The organism is Oceanispirochaeta sp. (assembly GCF_027859075.1).
GTDB lineage: Bacteria > Spirochaetota > Spirochaetia > DSM-2461 > DSM-2461 > Oceanispirochaeta.
Genome location: NZ_JAQIBL010000172.1, coordinates 1 through 4,958, shown reverse-complemented (window position 1 = coordinate 4,958; position 4,958 = coordinate 1). Strand labels below are relative to the sequence as shown.

Sequence of the window (4,958 nt, the reverse complement as noted above, 5' to 3'; positions counted from 1 at the left end):
AATGTAGTATCTGCCATTGAAGGATGGATTTCTAAGGATCATGGCTTGAATCGTATATCTTAGGAAATCTAATTCAAAAAAATCTTCATCAATGGTATATCAAATATAGTACCTGTCTCCTATATGGAATCACTATTCTACCCATTAACACATAGGGTAAACCCGACCCCCAACCCCCATTTTTCCATTCACGATAAAGACAATTAGCCTTCCCCCCTGTGTCAAGATAGAGTTTGCCAGTTGGAGGGAAGAACAATATGAAATATTCACCAGGATTTAGAGTTTCAATAATCAGAAAGACACAGGATGGAAGCGGGAGAAGTACAAGTCAATTAGCCCCGAAAACAGGAATCAGCTATACGACTATATTAAACTGGATAGAAAAGTACAGAACTGGTAAACTGAGTCTGGATGATGCAGATGGAATGACCCCTCATCAGCGGAATCCCGGGGAAAAACTGGCTCTACTGCTTGAAAACAAAATTCTTCCTGAAGAACAAAAAGGCGAGTGGTTGAGACAGCATAGACTTCCGTACTCATTAAGCACTTTACTATAGGATGAATATAAAGCCGAAAAACAAAAAATATATTCAAAGAATAAAATGCTGGATATTATAAAAGAATCTTTTGAAGTCGTTCATAATGAAGGATTCGATATAATCCAAGTCATAATCGATGTATATGATACAAGGGGGGATAACACATGACAATCAACCAGATTAAAGAACTCCTCACCCAAGGTGAAAACCTCAACATTGAATTCAAAGAAGCCTACAATGCACTCCCCACAAACCTCTTTGAAACAATATGCGCCTTCCTCAACACCGATGGAGGAACAATCCTCCTGGGAGTCTCAGACAAAGGAGAAATCAAAGGCGTTAACCCCGCTGCAAAAGACCAAATGAAAGCCAACCTGGCTAACCTATCCAATAATCCTCAAAAACTGGATCTCCCGTACCTCCTGTTTCCAAAAGACTATGAAATGGGTGGAAAATGGATCATTACAGTGCAAGTACCCCTCAGTTCCCAGCTCCATAAAACCGGAGGGCAGATCTACCTCCGCAGTGAAGACGGCGATTACAGAGTTCAGGGAACTGAACAATTGGCAGGTCTTTTAAACCGTAAACTTGGACTCTTCTCCGAACAACGCCCCCAGCAGATGGCCACTCTGGACGATTTACGCCCTGAACTCTTTGATAAAGTCAGAGCCTTAATGCACGCCTACAACTCCAGCCATCCCTGGATACAGTTAAGCAACGAAGAGCTGCTTCAAATCGGCGGATTCTATACCATCGACAAAGAAACAGGAAAGAATTGTTTAACCCTGGCAGCTCTCCTTCTTTTTGGAAGTGATCTGGCAATTCAACGAGCCGTCCCGGCCTATAAATTTGATTGCCTTCTCCGCCGCAATGATGAGGAACGCTATGATGACCGGGTAGAAATTAGAACCAACTTGATTGATGCCTATGATCAGATGATGGCCTTTGTTGATAAACATTTAAATGACCCTTTCTATTTGGAAGGGGATATGCGTATCAGTCTGATGGACAAGATCTTCCGGGAAGCCATCTCCAATATTATCTCCCATCGGGATTATATGAGTGCCTCTCCTGGCCGGTTGATCATATACAATGATAGGGTGATCTTAGACAATCCCTGTACGCAGCATTTTTTTGGAGAAATCACACCGGAGAACCTGCATCCCTATTCCCATAATCCCACTCTCTGCAAATTTATGATACAGCTGGGACGTTTTGATGAATTAGGTTCGGGAGTTCGAAATATTAACAAGTATCTCCCCCTCTATTCAAAGGGAGCCAAACCGGTCTTCAAAGAAGACAAACAGTACTTTCAATTAACCCTTCCTTTAGAAGGTCCAGTCAAGGGTCCAGTCGATTCCCAGAAAAGTTCGGAGAAAAGTTCGGAGAAAAGTTCGGAGAAAATTGTATCTCTAATGGCTGAAAATCCGAATATAACAATAGCGGAACTATCAAAAGCCGTCGGGATTGGAGATAGGGCTATAGAGAAGAACATTGCAGCACTGCAAAGTCAGAATAAAATCAAGCGAGTCGGACCAGACAAAGGCGGTCATTGGGAGGTTCTCAAATAATGGGTATTATAGCATTCCAGTAGTTTGAATATATTTAGGTTTTCTCAATGATAGAACAATGGAAAGCAAGTACCATACTTTCGCCAATATTGAGCAATGGGATAATCATTTTCAAAATATGTTGAAGTTGTACTTCCACAAGAGATGCTGGGAACGAAAATCTATTGTGGATACCTCATAAGTTAAAAAAAAACAAATTAGTATATAAGCTCAACTTTTCTGATCAAATATCACTTCTCACTGATTAAAATCGATTCTAGTGAAGTTTTACCCTTAAAACATAGGGTAAACCCTACCCCCCAAAGCCCATTTTTCCATTCACAATAAAAACAATTAGCCCTTCATCACTGCATATCCTTCCTTGTCCGGGCTAAACCAGAGGTTCCAAAAGAGGAACCAAGAAAAGGAGAATTGAATGGCAAGAAGAACAAATCTCAAACTGATGACCGACAGGATTCGGAGATTTGAAGAAGATGAACGAAGTGAGGTGAACAAAGCCATCGCCTACCGGCGTGAGGGGTGGAGTGACGAACAACTGGCCGTCATGACCCTCTTACAGGAGGGACAGACCTTTAAGCGCTATGGCCTGCTGGCATTGATGTACAACTGCTGCAGCCGCCTGTCCCATGACCTGACGGAGGAGGAGCTGCGCTCGGAACGCTACTTCTCCCTCCGCTGGGCCGGCTATCTGGAAGCACTCAAGGAGTGGGCATCTCCGGATTCTCCCAGCATGGGGATAGAGAAACACCATGAGAGGGAAGCCATCCTTGTGCTTTCTATGAATACAGACGAACGGGGGGAAGATTATTCTGACTTCTTCAATGCACGGATGATGCTGGAGGATTATGGCGAGAAGATCAAGTTCTGTGCTCCCTGGAAAAAATGGCTGATCTGGGATGGGAAACGATGGGCCGTAGATGAACTGGGAGAAATCTATGAACTCGGCCGGAACAGCATTGAAGCTCTTTTTGCAAAGCTTATCAGGTGCAGAGATGGAGAAGAGTGTATGGCCATGCTCTCTCATGCCAGGCGCAGTTCTACAGCCCGGAAGGTAGAATCTATGTTGTTCATCGTCAAATCTGATCCCCGCGCCAGGATCTCCCCGGATGCACTGGATCAGGATGTCTTCCATCTGAACTGTAACAATGGGATCATCGATCTCCGCTCCGGACGGCTTCATCCCCATCGTCGTGAGGATCTGCTTACAAAACTGGCTCCCGTTGATTATTTAGAGGAAGCAGACTGCCCTGTCTGGAAGAAGTTCCTGAAGGAGATATTTGATGGGAACCGGGAACTGATCCGCTTTGTTCAGAAATTCCTGGGCTGTTCCCTCACAGGAGATATGTCCAGCCAGGTCCTGTGTATCCTCTATGGCACCGGGGCCAATGGAAAAAGTACCTTTATCAACGTGGTGAACCGCATCCTGGGAGACTATGCCACCACCACACCCACGGAAACCTTAATGCAGAAGAAGGGAGAGCAGGCGACCAACGATATAGCCCGGCTCAAGGGGTCCCGCTTTGTGACGGCCATGGAGAGCGATGAGCATGGCAGGCTGGCAGAGTCGGTCATCAAAAGGCTCACTGGGAATGATATGATCAGCGCCCGGTTTCTCTATGGTGAATACTTTCAGTTTATCCCCACCTTTAAGATTGTGATGGCAACAAATCATAAACCCCGCATCGGCGGGACCGATCATGCCATTTGGCGAAGGATCAAGCTGATTCCCTTTCTGGTCACCTTTCCCGAGGAGAAGCAGGATAAAAAGCTTTCTGCCAAACTGGAGAGGGAACTCCCCGGGATTCTAGCCTGGATGGTCGAGGGCTGCCTCCGCTGGCAGAAGGAGGGTCTTGGTTCGGTAGAGGCAGTAAATGATGCCACAGATGAATACAGAAGCCAGATGAGCGATATTCAGATGTTCCTGTCTGAGAACTGTGAAATGAAGGCGGAGAGCATGACCCAGTCCAGCGTTTTGTACCGGGAGTATCGGTCCTGGTGTGAGAAAAACAATGAGAGGGCCAAGAGCAACCGGAACTTCAGCATGATGCTCTCAGAGTCCGGAATGGATAAAGTTCGCTTGAGCGCCGGTATTTTCTGGATAGGCATCAAACTGGTGGAGAACCGATCCTATTAAAGGACCGGAGCAGAAGTAAAAATCTATTTAAAACTAATTTTAATCATTACAAGCGATCCATTTTCAAGAGCTGGGAACCCTGTTTTTCTGAATGTAGTCAGGATGTAGGTTCCCCTTCAAATGAAGGGTTTTCCTTAATCCTCTGATTTGACTTTGCTTTTGCCTGGATCGTTTTCTTACCCCCCAGCCCCCTATCTGAAGTTTGAGCTGCAGAATCTACAGTTCTTAGTGATAGAGAACTCTTTGCCGGGGCTGCCCTTTATAATCTTTCTTATTCTCTTATAATCCTTGTAAATTCTTTCTGTAGTTTATGAACTTAAGAATAGAAAGTAAGAAGTAGAACAAGAATAAGAATGAATTATAAAGGAGCCTTTGGCGCTTTACTTTTGGCAGAACCATTCATGTTTAACTTCATTTATTACTGCAAGAGTATCAGTTCTGGGTAAAAAAACGCCCCCGCCGGGTGAAATTTCAAAAGCTAAAAAATATTTTCCAGGTCCCTCCGGACGGAGGGCTCTGCGAAGCAGGGCCCGGAGGCCGGTGTCGGCGTGAAAACTCATCTGTTTGCGGATCTCCTTTTCAGGCGGTCGGAACCGGACGCTCCCCCAAGGGGGGACGGGAGGGGGGAAAGAATAAAGCTACCCGCCCTTGCAGGCCTGTCTGTCCGGTGGAGACCGCCTGAAAAGGAGATCCGCAAACAGATGAGTTTTCACG

Annotated in this window: 3 protein-coding genes; all 3 read left to right on the top strand. The window is 45.4% G+C overall.

The genetic code is table 11. The annotated features are described in order from the left end of the window. Positions 1-257: 257 nt before the first annotated feature. The 3 genes from PF479_RS09560 to PF479_RS09550 all read left to right on the top strand — a co-directional run bounded on the left by PF479_RS09560 (position 258) and on the right by PF479_RS09550 (position 4,244). Positions 258-557 carry a transposase gene (locus tag PF479_RS09560; protein WP_298005497.1) on the top strand — a complete coding sequence of 100 codons (300 nt, stop codon included), beginning with the start codon at positions 258-260 and terminating at the stop codon, positions 555-557. A 146-nt stretch (positions 558-703) separates the two neighbouring features. Further along, positions 704-2,110, top strand: a complete 1,407-nt coding sequence (locus PF479_RS09555) for an RNA-binding domain-containing protein (RefSeq protein WP_298005494.1) — start codon at positions 704-706, stop codon at positions 2,108-2,110. A 415-nt stretch (positions 2,111-2,525) separates the two neighbouring features. Next, positions 2,526-4,244 (top strand): phage/plasmid primase, P4 family, encoded by a 1,719-nt coding sequence (locus PF479_RS09550; protein ID WP_298005491.1) that lies wholly within the window; start codon positions 2,526-2,528, stop codon positions 4,242-4,244. Positions 4,245-4,958 lie beyond the last annotated feature (714 nt).

Bases quoted from the DNA above. Each gene is read 5' to 3' on its own strand.
- PF479_RS09555 (WP_298005494.1), top strand. From the start codon at position 704: ATGACAATCAACCAGATTAAAGAACTCCTCACCCAAGGTGAAAACCTC.
- PF479_RS09560 (WP_298005497.1), top strand. From the start codon at position 258: ATGAAATATTCACCAGGATTTAGAGTTTCAATAATCAGAAAGACACAG.
- PF479_RS09550 (WP_298005491.1), top strand. From the start codon at position 2,526: ATGGCAAGAAGAACAAATCTCAAACTGATGACCGACAGGATTCGGAGA.